Here is an 18,793-nt window from a genome sequence, read left to right as displayed (position 1 = left end):
AGAACATGAAACACAATGTCTCGATGTACTACGTTATTGCTGCGGTGCTGGTGGTTGTCAGCGCAGCGATAACCGCTGGCCAGTGGCAGCACGATCCGATGGTGATCATCGCCGTGGCCGCCCACCTGCTAACGGCTATCCTGATGGGCTGGGGGTTGCGACAACAATTTGCTGCCCGCAGCGCCGATGGCGAAGACTGGCAAAGGAAACTGGCGCAACTGGAAGCGGATAAAGGCCGCATCGAGCGGTCCTTTGCCAGCCTGACCACGAATGTGATGGTGGCGGACAATGATTTGCGTATTCAATCGGTCAATGCCTCGCTGCTGACCATGTTGAAATCCCACGAGACTGCTTTGCGTCAGAGCTTGCCAGAGTTCAATACCGCCACCCTGATTGGCACCAATATCGATGTGTTTCACGTTAACCCGTCTCACCAACGCCGCCTGATCAGTGAACTCAGGGATGTGTACCGTGCAGAGATTGAAGTGGCCGGGTTGGCCTTCGGTCTGGTGGTTACCCCGTTGTTTGATGGACAGGGCCAGCGAGAAGGCACCATGGTGGAATGGCACGATTTGACGTTACAGCGTCAGCAAAAAATCCAGGCACAAGAAAACGCCCGCATGAAGGTGGCGCTCGACAATGTCAGTACCAACGTCATGCTGGCCGACAATGACTGCAACATCATTTACTTTAATGAAAGTATGCGCGACATGATGCGCGACAACCTGTCGACCTTCCGTTTGATCCGCGATGATTTCGATCCGGAAAATCTGATTGGTAAAAACATCGATATCTTCCACAAAGATCCCAGTCATCAACGCAAATTACTCACGGCGTTAAAGGACACTTACCGCACCCAGATCCAGGTTGGCAATATTCATTTTGCGCTGACGGCCAATCCGGTGGTGGATGAAGAGGGCAATCGTCTGGGCACCACGCTGGAGTGGGAAGACGTGACGCAGCAGCGTGCGGCGGAGCACCAGGCTAAGGAGAATGCCCGCATCAGAGCGGCACTGGACAGTGTCACCACCAATGTGATGGTGGCTGACGGTGATCTCGATATCGTGTACATGAATGAAGCGGTACAAACCATGCTGCGCGCCGCTGCGAATGATTTACGCAAAGAGCTGCCACAGTTTGATCCCGATCGCTTAATCGGTGAGAACATCGACAAATTCCACAAAGACCCGTCTCATCAGCGTGGCATGCTGGCCAAACTGGAGCGGCCTTACCGCACCCAAATCCAGGTCGGTCAGCGTCGTTTCACGCTGATTGCGACGCCGGTGGTTGATGAAGACAATCAACGGCTCGGCACCGTGGTGGAATGGGCGGATGTCACCGCGCAACATGAAACCGAGTCTGAAGTTCAGAAGCTGGTGTCCAGTGTCAGTCAGGGCCAGTTGGGTGCGCTGATCCGAACAGACAACAAAGAAGGCTTCTTCCTCAATGTGTCGAATGGCCTTAATGAGCTTTCGCAAACGGTTAATGCCTTCGTGCGTGATATCAATGACGCGCTACAGCAAGTTGCCCAGGGTGACATGCGGGTGACCATCACCAATGATTACCAGGGCATGTTCGGCGATGTTAAAACCGCACTGAACAACACAACCCAGCACCTGAGCAGTGTGATTGGCAGTATTAAAACCAGTGCAGATTCGATTCGTTCAGCCAATCATGAGTTGTCACTGGGTAATGATCAATTGTCTGAACGTACCGAGAAACAGGCCTCCAACCTGGAAGAAACGGCGGCAAGTCTGGAGCAACTGACTGGCAATGTGCGCAGTACCGCCGATAATGCAACCACCGCGAATTCTGCTGCTGAGAAAGCCCGTCAGCAGGCCAATCAAGGGGAATTGATTGTCACTGAAGCGGTTCAGGCGATGGGGGAGATCACTGAAAGTTCCAACAAGATCAGCGCCATTATCGGCGTAATCGACGAAATTGCTTTCCAAACGAACCTGTTGGCACTGAACGCATCAGTCGAGGCTGCCCGTGCGGGTGAACAGGGACGGGGCTTCGCAGTGGTGGCCAATGAAGTGCGTAACCTGGCCCAGCGCTCGGCCACATCAGCCCGTGAGATCAAAGGCCTGATTGACGACAGTTCGGTGAAAGTGGGTGCCGGTAGTGATTTGGTTAATCGTTGCGGTGAATCATTGCGGGATATTCTCACCAATGTTGATCAACTATCTGCCCTGATTGCTGATATCGCCAATGCCACCAATGAACAGGCCAGTGGCATCGGCCAGGTTAACCAGGCAGTTGCTGAGCTTGACGACATCACCCAGCAGAATGCGGCGTTGGCAGAGCAGGCATCCGCGGCCAGCCAGTCTTCTGTGCAGCAGGTGGATGAGATGGTCGACCGGATTGCGTTTTTTACGGTGGAAGAAGGGCAGACGAGTGCACCAGCGGTGGCTCCGGTAGCGGCCAAGCCCAAAGTGGTCAGCCGGCAACCTGCCACCACACCCAAGCCCGCGGCGCCGCCAGCGACGAAAAAGGCCGGTGTGGACATGAACAATGACGAAGAATGGGAAGAGTTCTGAGTGATGCAGGAACACAGTGAACACATCCAGATCCTGAATGTGTCCGTAGGGCAGGATATTTTCGGCATTCACATTACGCGGGTGCAGGAAATCCGGGTCTTGACCGGGCTGCGCAAACTGCCTGACTCGCCTGCCCAGTGGATAGGGATCATTGATTTCAGGGATCAGATGGTGCCGGTACTGGATTTGCGCATTTTGTTCCATGGCAAGCAGCCGCCGCTAACTGATAAAACCGTGGTGGTGGTGGTCAATGCGCCTCAGGGCGAGCGGGATTTCCTGGTCGGGTTGGTGGTGGATTCCGTCAGTGATGTTGCCAGCATTAAGCAACAATCTATCCGGCCCGCGCCGGTGCTGGAACAGCTTCCTCAGCAAATGGTTGCAGGTTTGTACAAAGTCGACGATCAACTGATGGTGCTGCTTGATGTACCGGCGCTGTTACGGATTTCCAATGTCAGTGACGTGCGTTCAACGCTGGCCAGTCTGACCGATGAGCCGCTATGCGGATCATAGGCTGTGTTAATCAGAAGGGGGGTGTGGGCAAGACCACGGTATGTGTCAACCTGGCCGCGGCCTTTCGGGCCAAGGGCCTGCGGGTGTTGGCCATAGATCTTGACCCTCAGGCTCACCTGAGTCAGTCCCTGGGGATTTTTGACCCGCCGACGCTGTCACTGGACAGCGCATTGCAAGGGGATTGTACGTTATCAGAGGCCTGTATCGAGGTTGAAAACGGCTTGCAACTGGTGGCTGCGGGTCAGCATTTGTTCCGTCTTGAGTCGGTGCAGATGAAAAAGGGCAGAGGATTGCGACTTAAAAGCCTTCTTCAGCCCCTCAGCGGTGAGTTCGATATTGTAATGATTGATTGCCCGCCGTCGAACGGTTTTCTGGTGGTTAACGGTATTGCGGCATCCACCGAGCTGCTGGTGCCGGTAACGGCCGATTATTTGGGCTTAAGTGGTCTGTCGGCAATGTTAAAGCAGTTACAGCGCTATGAGCGCGTGCTGGGGCGCTTTGAACGCAAGTGGGTGGTGATCAACCGATACCAGTCGCGCAAAATATGCCGTCAGGCACGGACCCGGCTTCAGCACTATCTGGGGGAGCGATTATTGCCGCTGGTGGTGCAGGAAAGGGCCGTATTAGCGGAATGCCCCGGGCATGGCCAGTCAGTGTTTGGTTATGCTCCCAAGAGCCAGAGTTGTGACGTCTTTCGACGGCTGGCAAAAACCATGTTGCAGGTACAGGAGGAGGCCGATGAGCAAGAACAAGCGCGATGTGCCTGAGCAGGATCGGTTGGGGCATGATCCTCTTGAGTGGCTGGATGCGCCCGACGAGCAAGGAGGAGATGAGCCGGCTGAGACACAAGCTTCCGTGGTGGCAGACGCCGACAGTGGTGATGAAGTCGGCCCGTCACCACCGGACGAATTGACCAACGAGGCGCCTCAAGCAGAGCTGTCCAATGACGACGCCGGAGCACAAATGGCGCAACCGTCATTGCCCCCAACGCTGACGGTGCCGGTGATTGAGGCTGTGCATCGCGACTGGCAGGCCTACTTATCCCACCACAATGGCGACCTGAAAGTCGATATGCGTGAGGTAACCAGCATCGATTCCAGCGGTTTTCAGTGGTTGGTTGCGCTGCAGAAATGGATTGATGAACAAGGTAGCACATGCCGCGTTTTTGGGGTGCAGGGGGCGCTGCGGGAACAACTGCGGATGCTTGGCGGTGAACCCTGGCTTGCGTGCGTTGAAGAGGCTGACGGATGACCGGTACCGAACGGCTTCGGGAATATGATTTTACCCGGCGGCACTTCAATGCGCTGCGTGCCAAAGCGAATGAGTATTCCGGTATTCAGGTATCGGATGATAAGTACGAGATGTTTTACGCCCGTCTGGCGAAACGGTTGCGGGCGCTGAAGATAACCAGTTTTGATGACTATGTACGCCTTGTTGGGTCAGATACGGGTGAGTTCAAAGCGTTTATCAATGCCATCACGACCAACGTTACTGCGTTTGAACGGGAGCCTCACCACTTTGCGTTTTTGAAACAGGCGTTGTCTGAACTGCCAAGCCAGAGCGTGGCGATATGGTCTGCGGGGTGCAGTTCCGGGCAAGAGCCCTACAGTATCATCGTAAATGCCTGGGACATCTGCCAACGGCGCAGATTGCCACTGTCGATCACTGCCACCGATCTTGACACCGATGTGCTGGAGCGAGCGAGCCAGGGGATTTATAAACTGGAAGACATTGCGATGTATGACACCGCCGTGAAACGCAAATTCTTTGAAAAAGGCACCGGCAGTCGGGAAGGCTTTTGTCGGGTCAAGAAGGCCTATCGGCAGCTGATCACGTTTAAACAACTCAACCTGATCCATCCGTGGCAAGCCAAACCTCAGTACCAGTTTATCTTTTGCCGTAATGTTCTGATCTACTTCGACGGACCGCAAAAACAACGCATCATTAATCAATTTGCCGATTGTTTGTTGCCCAGGGGGATCCTGATGCTGGGCCACTCAGAGTCGTTGCAGCAGGCCAATACGCGGTTTGAGAATATTGGTAAAAATGTCTATCGCAAGCGAGAGGAGGGCTAACGTGGGTGTTAATGAGTGTTTGCCCCAGTTTGTGCACATTAACCGGTTCTGGGATCGGCACGGACACTACGTTTCTGCCAAGATCTTACCGGGTGAATACTATGTGACCAGAAATGATGAATGCATCTCTACGGTGTTGGGTTCATGCATCTCTGTGTGCGTTTATGATTTGAAAGCCGGTGTGGGCGGCATGAATCATTTCATGCTACCCGGTGGCAAAGGGGCCGATTTGCAGAGTGAGTCGTTTCGTTACGGTGATGTGGCGATGGAGCGGATGCTCAACGATATGTACAAGGTGGGTGCCAAACGGGAAAACCTGAAGTTTAAAGCCTTTGGCGGCGCCCAGGTGATCAGGATCATGACCGACATCGGTAAAAGCAATATCGCTTTTTTACACAAGTTTTTAACCCTGGAAGGGTTTCGTCTGATCAGCTCGGATTTGGGTGACAAGTATCCCCGCAAGGTGAAGTTCTTTCCTCAGACCGGTCAGGTGTTGATGAAAAAGCTTGAGCACATGCATAACGATACCATCACTCAGCGTGAGGTCAGCTATCGGGCGAAACTGGCCACACCGGTCGTCAAGCCGGGTGATGTAGAGTTGTTTGACTGATGAGCAAAGTCTACCGCGTTGTCATCGTTGATGACTCGAAACTGATCCAGACCGTGTTACGGGACCTGTTGGACAGCCATCCGCAATTAACCGTGGTGGGTATTGCTGAAGATCCCCATGAAGCTCGCGATGTGATCAAGCAAACCGAGCCTGATGTCATTACGCTCGACGTTGAAATGCCACGCATGAACGGCATCACTTTTCTGCGCAACCTGATGCGCTTAAGGCCTACACCGGTGGTAATGATTTCAACCCTGACCTCCGCGGGCTCCGGAGTTACCCTCCAGGCGCTGGAGCTTGGCGCGGTGGATTTTGTTGAAAAGCCCCATGATCTGGACCGCAACATTGACCATTACCGGGAGGTGATCACGGAAAAGGTGTTGCAGGCCGCCCGGGTGTCCGGTGCAACACTCAGCGCCGTCCAGCAGCGCCTGAGTGCCCAGCCAGCTGCATCGACACCCGTCGTTTCGCCGCCATCTGAGAAGCCTGTGCGGCAAACACTGGCACGTAAAATCTGTGCGATTGGTGGCTCGACGGGGGGCCTTGAGGCGGTAACCAGTATGCTCAAAGGGGTGCGGTTCAGTGGTGTTGAGGCGTTATTGATAACCTTGCATTTACCCGCCGGCTTCACCGCTTCATTTGCTAACCGGCTGAATGGACTGTTGCCGATAACGGTGAAAGAAGCCACTGATGGCGAGAAGGTGTATCAGGGCATGGCGTATGTGGCCCCCGGTGGTCGTCATATGGAAGTGCTGCGAAAACCCGGAGGCCTTGAAATCCATATACAGGATGATCCCCCGGTCAGTCGTCACCGGCCCAGTGTTGACGTGCTGTTTGATTCCGTTTCTCGTGCCTGTGGTAAGCAGGCTGCCGGGATCATTCTGACCGGTATGGGTAAGGACGGTGCCGCGGGGTTGCTTACCATGCGTGAAAACCGCGCCCTGACCTATGCGCAGGATGAAGCAACCAGTGTGGTGTGGGGCATGCCGGGCAGTGCGGTTAAAATGGGCGCGGTGCCACCAGAGCATGTTCAACCGCTGCTGCAGTTATCACGTGCGCTGGAGCACTTCTTTGTGAGCAGCCATTGAGCCCTCTGATCTGAGGGCTCGTATGGTGACGTCTCAGTCAATGGTCGAATGTTCGTCGCTGTCGCGATCCAGTTGTCGAATTTCGAGCCGGCCTAACCAGTACAGCGCAACCCCAACAATGGCAGAGGCCACTGCAATACGGTCAAAGCCATCGGCCAAGCCGAACAGGGCAACAACGGTGCTGGAGACGCCGGTGATCATCACCAGAAACGCCAGCACAAATTTGATAAAGCGCCAGCGGTTGTACTGCCCCTCGGACGGTACGGTGAGACGACGTTGTAACACATTCTGATTACTGAATTTTACAATCATGATCCTCGCTCCACGACGTGTAACATAGCTGTATACGGCCGGTCGCTGAATAAAGTTTAGTCAAAAGTATAATTTTTGGTAATTATATTGACCGAAAGCGGTAATTCTGTGCTTTGGGAGGGGGTTGGGGAGTGAAATGGTTTTTGCTTAAATGTGGAGCTGACTGCTCGGCTCGGGCTGCCAGGTTACAAGAACACGTCCTTGTTCCAGTCTGCCAGCTGCGCCATCCAAGGCGCGTCGTTCACCACCGATGGGTGGTCCTAAATTTATGAAATTCTGAAACAGAGAGTAACAACACATCCATGTGGCCGTGAGCCAGCCAGCACGTCCTGTGCTGGCGTTCGAGTCCTTGTCGGGTGACGTTAAGTCACCCAAAATCTTCTACGAAGACCGGAGTCTCACCCCTGCGGGTTCTCGTCTAAATTCCACACAAATAAAAAAGCCACCCGATGGTCAGTATGCGGCGCCCATACACCCAAGCTTGCCTTTGGCAAGCCGCTGGCGGGATTGCTCGGCTTTGACTTCCTGGTAGCACGAAAACGTCCTTGTTCCAGTCTACCAGCCGCGCCATCTACGGCACGTCGTTCACCACCGATGGGTGGTCCTAAATTTATGAAATTCTGAAACAGAGAGTAATAACACATCTATGTGGCCGTGAGCCAGCCAGCACCTCCTGTGCTGGCGTTCGAGTCCTTTTTGGGTGACGTTAAGTCACCCAAAATCTTCTACGAAGACCGGAGTCTCACCCCTGCGGGTTCTCGTCTAAATTCCACACAAATAAAGAAGCCACCCGATGGTCAGTATGCGGCGCCCATACACCCAAGCTTGCCTTTGGCAAGCCGCTGGCGGGATTGCTCGGCTTTGACTTCCTGGTAGCACGAAAACGTCCTTGTTCCAGTCTACCAGCCGCGCCATCTACGGCACGTCGTTCACCACCGATGGGTGGTCCTAAATTTATGAAATTCTGAAACAGAGAGTAATAACACATCCATGTGGCCGTGAGCCAGCCAGCACCTCCTGTGCTGGCGTTCGAGTCCTTTTTGGGTGACGTTAAGTCACCCAAAATCTTCTACGAAGACCGGAGTCTCACCCCTGCGGGTTCTCGTCTAAATTCCACACAAATAAAAAAGCCACCCGATGGGTGGCTTATTTATTTGGTGGAGCTGGCGGGATTACGAAATACTTCCCTGTATTTCGCCCTTCGGGCCATCGCCGCGTTGCGACGATGTTCCACATTGTTCCGGACAATGTGGTCGAACCCTGCGGGTTCTCGTTCTCAAACTGCAACCAATAAAAAACCCCATGCCTTGCGGCACAGGGTTTGTTATTGGTGGAGCTGGCGGGACTCGAACCCGCGTCCAGAAAGCGTCTACCGTTGGTACTACATGCTTAGTTTGTCTTCTATTTAACTACTTGGAACTCCGACAAACAGGATTTCCTTGTAGCTGGCCTGATACTATTTCGCGGTTCAACCTCAGACAAGTTTCCCTCGCTAGTCTACTAGTATGACCTTCCGAACCTTCACGAGCAGACAACGGCTGAAGTGGAAGGGCCTATGCCGGGTATTAAGCGGCTAGTGCGTAGTTTTCGTCGTTTGCGACTATTTAAGTGCGGCTTTTTAAAGAGGCCAACCGCTCCTCTGCATGCACCTCAGGCTTCAAGAATCCTGTCGAATCCAAAATCAGCCCCAGGAAACTGGGTACGTTAAAGTACGCTGGCAGTTTACCACACTTTACCGACTGTGCGAGTGGGCAAGTGGGGCTCTTGCGCTGTTTGCTCAAACTCTGAGCATTACTAAGACGTGCAGGGGGAGAATAAGTTCACTGTGACTGCATTTTTTGCAGCAATTCACCCACTTGTTCAGGCTGCATACACTGGCCCTGCTGCCAGACATCCTTGAGTTGCTGGATCAATGCCTGCATATGATGGTGCTTGTGTTGTAGCTGACTAATCAGGGTGGCCAGTTCCTGTTGTTTTTCCTCCAGGCGGGCCATGACCCGCTCATGATCGACGCCATCACCGGTATCCATCAGGCGTGGCATTTCGTGCAGCGAAAAGCCCAGGTTCTGGCTGAAACGGATCAGTTGCAATCTGTCCAGCGCGCTCTGGTCGTAGCTGCGATAGCCATTGGCGCCCCGCTTAGTGGCGGGCATCAGGCCTTGTTTTTCGTAATAACGAATGGTGCTGGCCGGTACACCACTTTGTTCCGCGAGTTGTCCGATTTTCATCATGCTTGACCTTAAAGTTGACTTTAAGGTTATAGTGCAATCCATTCCTACAAACAAGAGGTGTTTATGTCATCACCACTCTTTACTACCTATACCTTGCCGTGCGGTCAGACGGTGAAAAACCGTCTGGTCAAAGCCGCGATGGAAGAAAACATGGCTGAACGCCAGCAATTGCCCGGACAAGCATTGTTTACCCTGTACGATGCCTGGGCGAAGGGTGGGGTGGGCACCATTATCACCGGCAATGTGATGGTCGATCACCTCGCCATGACCGGCCCCGGCGGCGTGGCGCTGGAAAAAGACACACCCATTGAACCGTTTAAAGCCTGGGCCGAGCACGCCCGTCAGCAGGGCACCCGTGCGTGGATGCAAATCAACCATCCGGGTCGTCAGGTGTTCAAACGGATGGGCGGCCGGGTGTGGTCGCCTTCAGATGTGGCCCTGAACATGGGCAAGCATTCGGGCATGTTTACCCAACCCAAGCCGATGACCGAGGCCGACATTGAAGAAGTGATAGAACGGTTTGTGACCACCGCCCAGCGTGCGCAGCAGGCGGGTTTCGATGGTGTTCAGGTTCATGCCGCGCACGGCTATTTGCTGGCGCAGTTTTTGTCGCCACTGACCAATAAGCGCAGCGATCAATGGGGTGGCAGTCTGGAAAACCGTGCACGTTTGCTACTGCGCATTGTTGCCGGGATCCGCAGCGTTGTGAGGGCAGATTTCGCCGTCACGGTGAAGCTTAATTCGGCTGATTTCCAGCGCGGCGGGTTTGATGTTGATGATGCGCTGGCGGTGGTTAAACTGCTCGAAACACAAGGCGTCGATTTGATTGAATTGTCCGGCGGTAGCTACGAAGCGCCAGCCATGCAGGGGCGTACTGCCGACAAACGCACATTGGCCCGCGAAGCGTATTTCCTGGAATTTGCCGAGCAGATCGCTGCTGCTACGACGTTGCCGGTGATGACCACTGGCGGGATCAGCCGCAAAACCACCGCCGAAGCCGTGATTGGTCAGGGTGTGGTGATGGCAGGCATGGCCAGTGCGCTGGCCATGACCCCGGATTTGCCGGCCCGTTGGCAGCAGGGCGACGACATCGAAGGATTCATCCCTCGGGTGGGCTGGAAAGACAAAACGATGAGCGGTCTGGCGACCATGGCACTGGTGAAACGCGCATTGCGCCGATTAGGGCTGGGTAAACGTCCGCACAAAGGGGCTTCTGCGTTTTTAACGTTGCTGATGGATCAATGGCGCTCCGCCCGACTGACCAAACGCTATCGTCAGCAATATCAGGCGGAGGTGAGTTAAATCACTGCTCAGTAGTGGTTTGACTGTTGTCCGACCTTAGAATCGTCAATCACCTTGACGTCTTTGACCTTCAGTACTTCACCGTATTGTTGAAAAGTCAGGACGTCGAGTACTTCACCCGTGATTTCCAGCACCAGGCCGGGCTTGCGGTGCTCTTTTGCTAATCCCCGCGGCATGTATTTTTTGCCGTTATTGGCATCAAAGCCGATAAAGCCGCCTTCCAGGTTTTTGAACACAATCGTGCCTGTTACGGTGATCATTTTTGCCTCCTCGCTGGCTTCAACCGGTGGTGGGGTGGGTTGTGACTCGGCTTGTGGGGTTGTGTTACCGCTGCATGCAACCAGGGCTAACACAGACAACAACAGTGCATACTTCATATTCGTTCCTGTCAGGCTGTTTTTTATACGTGTTGCTGGCATTCAAGCACGGTGATGGTAAAAAAGCGAGGCCTAAACAGCAAAAAGCCGCTGAATATCAGCGGCTTTCAGGTACGGTTCAGTTAACACCGTCAGTGGGGATCAATACTCGAACATGGCCGAGATGGATTCCTCATTGCTGACCCGGCGAATCGCCTCTGCCAGCATGTTCGACAATGTCAGCTGCTTGACCTTGGACAAGGCTTTGATCTCGGGGCGCAGAGGAATACTGTCGGTCACGATGATCTCATCAATGACGGAGTTTTTCAGGTTCTCTGCCGCGTTGCCGGAGAAAATGGCGTGTGTCGCATAGGCGTAGACGTTTTTCGCACCGTGCTGCTTCAACGCTTCGGCCGCTTTACCCAGCGTGCCACCGGTATCAATCATGTCATCAACAATGATGCAGTCACGATCCTGCACGTCACCGATGATGTGCATGACTTGTGCGACGTTGGCTTTGGGACGACGTTTGTCGATGATGGCCAGGTCAGTATCGTTGAGCAATTTGGCCATCGCCCGTGCACGAACCACACCACCGATATCCGGTGAAACCACGACTGGGTTGTCGAAGTCACGACGACGCATATCGTCCATCAGGATTGGGGTGCCGAAGGCATTGTCCACCGGTACATCGAAGAAGCCCTGGATCTGCTCAGCGTGCAAATCGATGGTCAGTACCCGATCGACGCCCACGTTGGACAGGAAGTCGGCAACCACTTTGGCAGTGATGGGCACACGTGCAGAACGTACACGACGGTCCTGACGGGCATATCCGAAGTAAGGGATTACCGCAGTGATACGTCCGGCTGATGCGCGACGCAGCGCATCAATCATAACAATCAGTTCCATCAGGTTGTCATTGGTAGGAGCACAGGTCGACTGGATAATAAAAACGTCCGATCCACGGACGTTTTCATGTATTTCGACGCTGATTTCGCCGTCACTGAAGCGGCCAACACTGGCGTGGCCTAATTTGGTATAAAGTCGTTCGGCAACTTTCTGGGCGAGTTCTGGTACAGCATTACCAGCAAAAAGCTTCATGTCCGGCACAAGAATGATCCTCGGTGCGTTGGGTTTGTTGAGGTGGCTGGGGTAGCTGGATTTGAACCAACGAATGGCGGGATCAAAACCCGCTGCCTTACCGCTTGGCTATACCCCATCCGAATTCTGTCAATCTGCTTCACTAAGCATAGTCTACATCATGTTTTACGCGCCGGTGACGTTATCACGGGTGTTCAATAACGGGGAGCGATTCACCCCTGATGCCACAAACCCGGTGCAACCCTCGGGTAGCGCCTTGAGCGCGTGATTTGCATCATTTTCGTTTTCAAACACGCCAAACAAACAGGCACCAGTGCCGGTCATGCGAGACGGCGCGTATTCTAACAACCCACGTAATATTTTTGCAACTTTGGGATGCCGTTTAAGCGCAATCGGCTGACAATCGTTGCGGGTGGTCTCGAATCGGTAGTCCTGGGTACGGATCTTGGCTGTACTACGACAAAGATCAGGGTCACCAAAGATGTCAGCGGTGGCAATCGACACGCCGGGATACACCACCAGGTAGTAGTTACGGGGTAATTCCACCGGCGTAATGATTTCGCCGACCCCTTCGGCAAATGCGGTATGCCCACGGACAAAAATCGGTACATCCGCGCCCAGTTGCAATCCCAGCGCTGCCAGCATGTCGTCATCCAGACCACAGTTCCACAGGGTATTCAGGGCTACCAGAACGGTGGCAGCATTCGACGAACCGCCACCAATACCACCGCCCATCGGTAACACTTTTTTCAGGTAGATATTGGCGCCGTGACGGCAATCGCAATGCTGCTGCAGTAATCGCGCCGCGCGCCAGATGAGGTTGTCCTCGCTGGCAACACCGTCAATCGGGTTTTGCAGTGTGATGGTGCCATCGTCAGTGATCTCGAAGGCCAATTGATCGCCGTAGTTGAGCAGTTGGAACAGTGACTGCAAGGTGTGATAGCCGTCATCGCGACGACCGGTAATGTGCAGAAACAGGTTGAGTTTGGCCGGACTGGGCCACCAGGTCATCGCATCCGCCATTCATTCACCCGTATTTTGATACTGTTGCGGGGATCGTCGAGATTAACCAAACGAATATCGCCGGGTAACCATACTTCGCCCACCCGTTGGAAGCCGTTGTAGCGGATTTCCCATTGGGCACACTCGCTGCAACCCGGCAGTAAACGCTGGATTCGACCAAATTCGTCATATTCCACCATGTCATTGGCCAGCGCCTGGCCCTTGATCCACTGGGGCAACTGGTTGACCGGGATCTGCCAGCCGGTAATGCGGCGCAACAGCGCGCTGGCGTTGCTATCCAGGTAGCGCTGGTCGTCTACATCAAGGGTGACAAGGCCAGGCTGACCGCTCATTTCCATCAGCGTTGAGCCAATGAAAGAGGTGAGGGCCAGTTCAAACTGTTGATTTTGCTGCTGCCAGTTCAGGGTCGCCGAAAACTTGTCTTCGGGGCTTTTAAACGCCAGACGACCGTTTAGTTGCCAATTTATGATGGATGCCAATTGTTGCTGGTGCAGTGGCTGATCAAGCACTTGTGGCGGGGGCCGCTGTGCACAGGCCGCGAGCAGATTGATGACCAGGGTGATGATGGCCAGACGAAACGCGTGCATGGAAAATCCGAGTCAACTTCAATGGCGCTAATGGGAACACACATCCGCTGGTGCTTTCAATAGTTTTGCCTTTTGCGTACAATGCGCAGCCGATACCCGTCCGTGTTAACTGAGCAGCCGTACACCGATTTCATGAGTCTTATCGCCTTTGGTATAAACCACAACACCGCGCCCGTCGAGCTGCGAGAAAAAGTGGCGTTCTCTCCCGAACAGGTCATGGAGGCCCTGAGTGCCCTGAAGACCGACATGGGAATACGTGAGTCGGTGATCCTGTCGACCTGCAATCGAACCGAAATCTATGTACATGGTGACCAGCTTGACGGCGACTCGGTCAGCCACTGGTTGGCGTCCTATCATAAGGTCGACCCCGCACAACTGGCCAGCAACAGTTATCGCCATGGCGATACCCAGGCAGTACAACACCTGATGCGGGTTGCGTGTGGACTGGACTCGCTGGTTCTGGGAGAGCCCCAGATCCTGGGCCAGATAAAGCAGGCCTATACCAGTGCCAAACATGCCGGCAATATCAGTGGTGACTTTGAGCGCCTGTTCCAGCAAACCTTTGCCGTGGCGAAAAAGGTCCGTAGCGAAACCGACATTGGTGCAAATGCTGTGTCGGTGGCGTTTGCTTCTGTGCAGTTGGCCAAACACATTTTCTCGTCGTTGAGTAAAACCCGCGTACTGTTGATTGGCGCGGGGGAAACCATTGAGCTGGTCGCCCGTCATCTGAATGAGCAGGGCGTGGCCAAAATGACGGTCGCCAATCGTACACTGGCGCGGGCAGAAGCCATTGCCGCGTCGTTCAATGGCGATGTGATCACCCTGGCGCAAATACCTCATCATCTGCATGAAGCTGACATCGTGATCAGCTCCACCGCCAGCCAGTTGCCGATTCTGGGCAAAGGGATGGTGGAACGGGCACTGAAACAACGGCGTCATCAGCCTATCTTCCTGGTTGACCTGGCGGTTCCCCGCGATATCGAAGGGGAAGTGGGTGAGCTTGACGATGCTTATCTGTATACCGTGGATGATCTGCAGCAAATCGTTGAAAAGAATGTGGCGAATCGGCAAAATGCCGCCCAGGAAGCGGAACAGCTGGTACTGGAGCATGCCCAGAGCTACGTTCAATGGCGTCAGGCTCAGCATAATATTGATGTGCTGAAGGAATATCGCCAACAGAACCTGGCCCTGCGTGAACAGTTACAAACCCGTGCATTAAATCAGTTAGCAGACGGCAAGGCTCCGGAAGAGGTTGTGGTTGAATTGGCCAACAAGCTCACAAATAGATTGATGCATGCTCCCACCAGGGCGCTTAAGCAAGCCGCCGAAAGCCAAGACGATGCCCAACTGGCACTACTGATCGACGCCCTTGGGATCGACCTCAGCAATACCGAGAATTAGCCTATACTCTGGCCAACCGCCAACGCGGTGTTCAATGGCCCGAACTCTTGTGAACAGGAAACCTATGAAAGAATCTGTCGTACGCAAATTACAAACCCTGGAAGAACGCTTCGAGGAAGTGCAGGCGTTGCTGGGGGATGCGGACACCATTGCCAACCAGGACAAGTTTCGTGCGTTGTCTAAGGAATATGCCCAGTTGGAGGATGTGGTCAAAGCGTTTCGCGACTATCAACAGGCGCAGTCGGATCTGCAATCTGCCCAGGAAATGCTGCAGGAAGATGATGCAGACATGCGCGAGATGGCACAGGAAGAAATCAAAGCCGCCAAAGCGCAGATCGACAGCCTGGAAACAGACCTGCAAATCTTACTGTTGCCACGGGACCCGAACGATGACAACAACTGTTTTATCGAGATCCGTGCCGGTGCGGGCGGGGATGAAGCGGCCATTTTTGCCGGTGACCTGTTCCGTATGTATAGCCGGTTTGCTGAAAATCAGGGCTGGCGAGTTGAAGTGGTGACGGCCAATGAAGGGGAGCACGGTGGCTTCAAGGAAGTCATCGCCAATGTGATGGGGGATGGCGCCTACGGTGTTTTGAAATTTGAGTCCGGTGGTCACCGTGTTCAGCGTGTACCAGAAACTGAATCCCAGGGGCGTATTCATACCTCGGCCTGTACCGTGGTGGTGATGCCTGAAATTCCTGAGTCGGAAGCGATTGAAATCAATAAAGCAGATTTGAAAATTGATACCTTCCGGGCGTCAGGCGCCGGTGGGCAGCACGTTAACAAAACCGACTCAGCGATCCGTATTACCCACATGCCGACGGGTATTGTGGTGGAGTGTCAGGACGAGCGTTCACAGCACAAAAACCGCGCCAAAGCGATGTCGGTGTTGCAGTCTCGTCTGAATCAACTGGAAGAAGAAAAACGCCAGGCAGAAGAAACTTCGACCCGACGCAACCTGGTTGCCAGTGGCGATCGTTCAGAGCGTATCCGTACCTACAACTACCCTCAGGGGCGGGTCACCGATCACCGTATCAACCTGACCTTGTACCGCTTGGATGAAATTGTCGCCGGTGATCTGAACGCCATCCTTGAACCTATCCGTCAAGAACACCAGGCCGATTTGCTGGCGTCGCTGGCTGACGAGTAATCGATGGCTTTTACGCCTCTAAGCACACTGTCGCAGTGGCTAGACTGGGCCACTGCTGAACTGGCCGGTAGTGAATCAGCAAAGCTTGATGCCAGGGTGTTACTGTGTCATTGCCTCGACTGTTCAGAGACCTATCTCTACACCTGGCCGGACAAAGCCCTGTCCGAACAACAAGCCCGTGCTTTTCAGGCAAGCATCCAATCCCGTAAGGCCGGCACGCCGGTGGCTCACTTACTTGGCAAACGAGAGTTCTGGAGCCTGGAACTGACCGTCAACCCCTCGACTCTGATCCCTCGCCCCGACACCGAAGTGCTGGTTGAGGCCGCGTTGGCGTGCCCTGTGCCGGAAAATGCCAGGGTACTGGATTTGGGCACCGGGACCGGCGCCATTGCATTGGCTCTGGCCAGTGAACGACCGCAATGGCAAATTGTGGCAGTGGATGTGGTTGATGAAGCGGTAGCATTGGCCGAGCACAATCGTGCGCGCCATCAGCTCAACAATGTGACCGTGCAGCGCAGTCACTGGTTTGATGGGATTGAGCAGCAGGCCTTTGATCTGATTGTCAGCAACCCACCGTATGTAGAAGAACAGAGCCTCTGGCTGCAACAAGGTGACGTGCGCTTTGAGCCACGCTCAGCACTCACGGCCGGGGATGACGGGCTGGATGATATACGGCTTATCTGCAAACAGGCACCACAGTATCTGGCCCCACAGGGATGGCTGATGATTGAACATGGGTTTGAACAGCATCAGGCGGTGCAGGCGTTGATGGCACAAGCCGGGCTGGAAAAGTGTCGCAGCGAACGTGACCTGGCGGGTCTGTATCGTATCAGTATGGCTCAGAAAAACCGTTGATATTCCAGTCCGTTAGGGCTATTTTGTACACATCAACGTTGGGGTTGAGTCAGCCCAGATAACAGTGGAGAAGGGCATGTCTGACGATTTTTTGTTTGCAGAAGACACGGAAGAAGAGCTCCCGGAAGAAAAGGGAACCTGGAAGGTTCTGATCGTCGATGATGAACCCGAGGTTCACGCGGTGACCAAACTGGCGTTGAGCGACTTTACATTCCAGGATAAACGCCTCGAGTTTGTCTGTGCCTACAGCGGTGCGGAAGCCAAACAGTGCTTTAAAGACCACGATGACATTGCCATCGTTCTGCTCGATGTGGTGATGGAAACCGATGATGCCGGATTACAGGTGGCCGAATACGTCCGCAACACCCTGCACAATCACTTTACCCGCATTATTCTGCGCACCGGCCAGCCCGGACAGGCGCCAGAGCGCGACGTTATCCTTAACTACGACATCAATGACTATAAGTCCAAAACCGAGCTAACCGCGCAGAAACTGTTTACCGTGGTGATCGCCACCCTGCGTTCCTACCGTGACATCATTGTGATTGAGGAAAACCGTCAGGGTTTGGAAAAAATCATCTCAGCGTCGGCAGATTTGTTCAGTATTCATTCTCTTGAAGGCTTTATCGAGGGGATCGTACAGCAGTTGTCGTCGCTACTGGGCGGCACCAAAGACGCAGCTTACATTACCTCCGCTGTGGCCGGTCCTCATCCCATTGATGAAGAAAACCCGCGCGAGTTTTTTGTCTTTACCGGTAAAGGCGAGTACGCAGAGCTGGAAGGTCGCCCGTTGCAGGAAGCGGTGACCGGCGAGAAGCTGGCTGCCTGTCACCGGGCGCTGGCGGAGCGCAGTCAGGTCTACGAAGATGAATACCTGGTGGCCTATTGTCAGGGCAAGTCGACGCATGGTTCGCTGCTGTATATGTCAGGCTTGCCGCGCAAACTCACGGCAATGGACAAGCACTTGCTTGAACTGTTCAGTCAGAATGTGCAGATCGCGTTTGATAACGTGTTGCTGACCAAAGATATTGAAGACACCCAGCGCGAAATTGTTGTGCGTCTGGGGCAGGCAATGGAAAAGCATTTCAGTGACGGCAAGCACATTCAACGTATGGTCGACATGTGCGTGTTGCTGGCCGAAGCGTATGGCCTGAGCCGCGAGCAGGTCGAAATGCTCAAACTGGCTGTGCCCCTGCATGACATCGGCAAACTCAAGATCCCCAGCAAGATATTTACCAAAGCCGGCAGCCTCGATGATTCGGAGCGGGAAGTGATGCAGAACCATGCAGAATTCGGCTATAACCTGCTGAAGGATTCCAAGCGGCCCATCATCAAAGCGGCAGCCAAAGTGGCCCGGGATCATCACGAACACTGGGATGGCAATGGCTACCCCCGGGGCTTAAAAGGTGAAGACATTCATATTTTCAGCCGGATTACTGCGATTGCCGATGTGTACGATGCATTGCGCAGTAAACTACACCACAAAGAAGCCTGGCCGTTGGACAAGGTTCTGGATGTGTTTCGTAGCCAGCGTGGTAAGCAGTTCGATCCGTCACTGGTGGACATTCTGTTGCGTGAGTCTGACGCCTTTGAAGAGATTCAGCAGCGTTATCAGGAATGCGAACCTGCAGCACTGAAATAAAACTCACATT

At 53.9% G+C, this 18,793-nt stretch carries 18 protein-coding genes, 1 tRNA gene and 1 other RNA gene; 12 read left to right on the top strand and 8 right to left on the bottom strand.

Annotation, left to right across the window (positions count from 1 at the left end; translation table 11 throughout):
• The first annotated feature begins 5 nt into the window (after positions 1-5).
• The 7 genes from LJ739_RS07230 to LJ739_RS07200 are packed head-to-tail and all read left to right on the top strand — an operon-like array spanning position 6 to position 6,823.
• Positions 6-2,540: a methyl-accepting chemotaxis protein gene (locus tag LJ739_RS07230; protein ID WP_229158611.1), complete on the top strand. Its 2,535-nt coding sequence runs from the start codon at positions 6-8 to the stop codon at positions 2,538-2,540.
• Between the two features lie 3 nt (positions 2,541-2,543).
• Positions 2,544-3,050, top strand: a complete 507-nt coding sequence (locus tag LJ739_RS07225; protein ID WP_229159473.1) for a chemotaxis protein CheW — start codon at positions 2,544-2,546, stop codon at positions 3,048-3,050.
• Positions 3,038-3,817, top strand: coding sequence for a ParA family protein (locus LJ739_RS07220; RefSeq protein WP_229158609.1), 780 nt, complete (start codon positions 3,038-3,040; stop codon positions 3,815-3,817). Before LJ739_RS07225 ends, LJ739_RS07220 begins: the two co-directional genes overlap by 13 nt.
• The gene (locus LJ739_RS07215; RefSeq protein WP_229158607.1) at positions 3,789-4,301 is read left to right on the top strand and encodes an STAS domain-containing protein; all 513 of its coding nucleotides are present in this window, start codon (positions 3,789-3,791) and stop codon (positions 4,299-4,301) included. The genes LJ739_RS07220 and LJ739_RS07215 overlap by 29 nt, the downstream gene beginning before the upstream one ends.
• Positions 4,298-5,125, top strand: a complete 828-nt coding sequence (locus tag LJ739_RS07210) for a CheR family methyltransferase (RefSeq protein ID WP_229158605.1) — start codon at positions 4,298-4,300, stop codon at positions 5,123-5,125. The genes LJ739_RS07215 and LJ739_RS07210 overlap by 4 nt, the downstream gene beginning before the upstream one ends.
• A complete protein-coding gene (gene cheD, locus LJ739_RS07205) occupies positions 5,097-5,735 on the top strand; it encodes a chemoreceptor glutamine deamidase CheD (protein WP_407646749.1) in 639 nt (212 codons plus the stop codon). Before LJ739_RS07210 ends, cheD begins: the two co-directional genes overlap by 29 nt.
• Complete coding sequence (locus tag LJ739_RS07200; protein ID WP_229158600.1) at positions 5,735-6,823, top strand: protein-glutamate methylesterase/protein-glutamine glutaminase; 1,089 nt, start codon at positions 5,735-5,737, stop codon at positions 6,821-6,823. The genes cheD and LJ739_RS07200 overlap by 1 nt, the downstream gene beginning before the upstream one ends.
• A 33-nt stretch (positions 6,824-6,856) precedes the next feature.
• On the opposite strand, the gene LJ739_RS07195 is transcribed toward LJ739_RS07200, so the two are convergent.
• From LJ739_RS07195 to LJ739_RS07185, 3 genes are all read right to left on the bottom strand, one after another.
• Entirely contained in the window at positions 6,857-7,135 is a 279-nt protein-coding gene (locus tag LJ739_RS07195) for a hypothetical protein (protein WP_229158598.1), read from the bottom strand.
• A gap of 1,328 nt (positions 7,136-8,463) precedes the next feature.
• Positions 8,464-8,824: a transfer-messenger RNA gene (gene ssrA, locus LJ739_RS07190) on the bottom strand.
• A gap of 131 nt (positions 8,825-8,955) precedes the next feature.
• Positions 8,956-9,366: a MerR family transcriptional regulator gene (locus LJ739_RS07185; RefSeq protein WP_229158596.1), complete on the bottom strand. Its 411-nt coding sequence runs from the start codon at positions 9,364-9,366 to the stop codon at positions 8,956-8,958.
• Positions 9,367-9,429: 63 nt separating this feature from the next.
• Here LJ739_RS07185 and LJ739_RS07180 point away from each other — a divergent pair, with 63 nt between their 5' ends.
• The gene (locus LJ739_RS07180) at positions 9,430-10,668 is read left to right on the top strand and encodes an NADH:flavin oxidoreductase/NADH oxidase family protein (protein WP_229158594.1); all 1,239 of its coding nucleotides are present in this window, start codon (positions 9,430-9,432) and stop codon (positions 10,666-10,668) included.
• 8 nt (positions 10,669-10,676) lie between these two features.
• Here the strand turns inward: LJ739_RS07180 and LJ739_RS07175 are convergent, their stop codons facing one another.
• From LJ739_RS07175 to lolB, 5 genes are all read right to left on the bottom strand, one after another.
• On the bottom strand, positions 10,677-11,045 hold the full coding sequence (locus LJ739_RS07175; RefSeq protein ID WP_229158592.1) for a hypothetical protein: 369 nt from the start codon (positions 11,043-11,045) through the stop codon (positions 10,677-10,679).
• Between the two features lie 141 nt (positions 11,046-11,186).
• The gene (locus LJ739_RS07170) at positions 11,187-12,134 is read right to left on the bottom strand and encodes a ribose-phosphate pyrophosphokinase (RefSeq protein ID WP_229158590.1); all 948 of its coding nucleotides are present in this window, start codon (positions 12,132-12,134) and stop codon (positions 11,187-11,189) included.
• Between the two features lie 34 nt (positions 12,135-12,168).
• A tRNA-Gln gene (locus tag LJ739_RS07165) sits at positions 12,169-12,243 on the bottom strand.
• Positions 12,244-12,290: 47 nt separating this feature from the next.
• Positions 12,291-13,148 (bottom strand): 4-(cytidine 5'-diphospho)-2-C-methyl-D-erythritol kinase, encoded by an 858-nt coding sequence (ispE, locus tag LJ739_RS07160; protein ID WP_229158588.1) that lies wholly within the window; start codon positions 13,146-13,148, stop codon positions 12,291-12,293.
• Complete coding sequence (lolB, locus tag LJ739_RS07155) at positions 13,133-13,735, bottom strand: lipoprotein insertase outer membrane protein LolB (RefSeq protein WP_229158577.1); 603 nt, start codon at positions 13,733-13,735, stop codon at positions 13,133-13,135. The genes ispE and lolB overlap by 16 nt, the downstream gene beginning before the upstream one ends.
• Before the next feature lie 132 nt (positions 13,736-13,867).
• Here lolB and hemA point away from each other — a divergent pair, with 132 nt between their 5' ends.
• The 4 genes from hemA (at position 13,868) to LJ739_RS07135 (ending at position 18,783) form a co-directional block, all read left to right on the top strand.
• Entirely contained in the window at positions 13,868-15,136 is a 1,269-nt protein-coding gene (gene hemA / locus LJ739_RS07150) for a glutamyl-tRNA reductase (protein WP_229159471.1), read from the top strand.
• Positions 15,137-15,200: 64 nt separating this feature from the next.
• Positions 15,201-16,286 (top strand): peptide chain release factor 1, encoded by a 1,086-nt coding sequence (gene prfA, locus LJ739_RS07145; RefSeq protein ID WP_229158569.1) that lies wholly within the window; start codon positions 15,201-15,203, stop codon positions 16,284-16,286.
• Between the two features lie 3 nt (positions 16,287-16,289).
• On the top strand, positions 16,290-17,141 hold the full coding sequence (prmC, locus tag LJ739_RS07140; protein ID WP_229158567.1) for a peptide chain release factor N(5)-glutamine methyltransferase: 852 nt from the start codon (positions 16,290-16,292) through the stop codon (positions 17,139-17,141).
• Positions 17,142-17,217: 76 nt separating this feature from the next.
• Complete coding sequence (locus LJ739_RS07135; RefSeq protein WP_229158558.1) at positions 17,218-18,783, top strand: DUF3369 domain-containing protein; 1,566 nt, start codon at positions 17,218-17,220, stop codon at positions 18,781-18,783.
• The last annotated feature ends 10 nt before the right edge of the window (positions 18,784-18,793 follow it).

The sequence above is a fragment of the Fluctibacter halophilus genome (assembly GCF_020687825.1).
Taxonomy (GTDB): Bacteria; Pseudomonadota; Gammaproteobacteria; order Enterobacterales; family Alteromonadaceae; genus Fluctibacter; species Fluctibacter halophilus.
This window is presented reverse-complemented; position numbering and strand designations above follow the sequence as displayed.